The organism is Shinella pollutisoli, assembly GCF_024609765.1.
GTDB lineage: Bacteria > Pseudomonadota > Alphaproteobacteria > Rhizobiales > Rhizobiaceae > Shinella > Shinella pollutisoli.
The window spans coordinates 1-1144 of the sequence record NZ_JANFDG010000070.1; the positions used below are offsets into that span (position 1 = coordinate 1).

Annotated in this window: 1 protein-coding gene; it reads right to left on the reverse strand. The window is 63.8% G+C overall.

The window, feature by feature from the left end; genetic code table 11:
• Window positions 1-24 precede the first annotated feature (24 nt).
• The gene (locus NNZ72_RS25360; protein ID WP_257318459.1) at window positions 25-957 is read right to left on the reverse strand and encodes an IS110 family RNA-guided transposase; all 933 of its coding nucleotides are present in this window, start codon (window positions 955-957) and stop codon (window positions 25-27) included.
• Between the last annotated feature and the right edge of the window lie 187 nt (window positions 958-1144).

Consider the following 1144-nt stretch of genomic DNA (forward strand, 5'->3'; position numbering starts at 1 on the left):
CGGGGAGAGCGACTGTCTTAGCCGTCAAGCGTTTTGCCATGGTTTTCCGTCTCGGATGATTGCGTTGAGAATGGTGAGGAGCTTTCGCATGGTTGCGACGATGGCGACGATCTTTGGCTTGCCTTGCGCCACCAGCCTGTCGCGGAAGGCCTTGAGTTGGGGGTTATGACGGCTGGCGACGAGCGCTGCCATGAACAGGGCCGCGCGTACGCTGCTCCTGCCGCCACCGATAAAGCTCTTGCCTCTCCACTTGCCGGACTGGCGCGTCCACGGCGCAAGTCCGGCAAGGGCTGCAATCTGGCGCCGGTCGAGCGTGCCCAGTTCCGGCATCTGGGCCAGCAGCGTGCGCGCCACCGTCGATCCCACGCCCGGCACCGAGATCAAGAGCTTCTCGCGCACCCGCCACAGCGGTGACTTGCGGATCTGGTCGTCCATGTCCTCGTCGAGGCTTTTCAGTTCACGCCGCAGTGCCGACAGGATACGCCTGATACTCTTGCAGGCGGGGGTCGAGACGGCCATGTGCGCGCGGTTCTCCTCCGCCACGATCATCTGCACGATCTGGCGCCGGCGTGCCACCAACTCACCGAAAGCCCGGGCCGCCGGGTCCTTCAAAGGCCGCACCTGGGGCCTTGCCGCCGATACGAAGGCCGCAATCACCGCCGCATCGATCGGGTCGGTCTTGGCGTGCTTGCCCAAAGCGTTCGCGTAGGCGCGAACCTGCGTTGGATTGACGACGACCACCGCAAGCCCAGCCGCCGAGAGCGTGGCAACCGCAACATGCTCGTAGCCTCCCGTCGCTTCCAGCGCCACCAGGTCGGGATGAAGCGCAGACAGCCGGGCGGCAAGACCGTCCACCCCCGCATGGTCGTTGCCAACCCGGAAATGCTCTCCTGACGGCAGGGCATGCACGTCGAGCCAATCCTTCGAAACATCGATCCCGATAACAACCTTGTCCATCCCATCCCATCCTTGCCTAAGCGGGCTTCGCACTGTGGAGCGGCCCTGGCGACTGTTCGGGTTCGATGGAACGGCGGACGGATACCCAAGCTCTCCCACGGGCTTCCAGGCCCAAAGGTCATGCGGGTTTCCATCCGCCACCGCAAAGGGAAATACAGACCCTTTCGCGGTGAAAGGGAAGTTACAA

What these genes read in the sequence shown, in the direction of transcription:
- NNZ72_RS25360 (WP_257318459.1), bottom strand. Translation starts at nt 957, where the DNA reads ATGGACAAGGTTGTTATCGGGATCGATGTTTCGAAGGATTGGCTCGAC.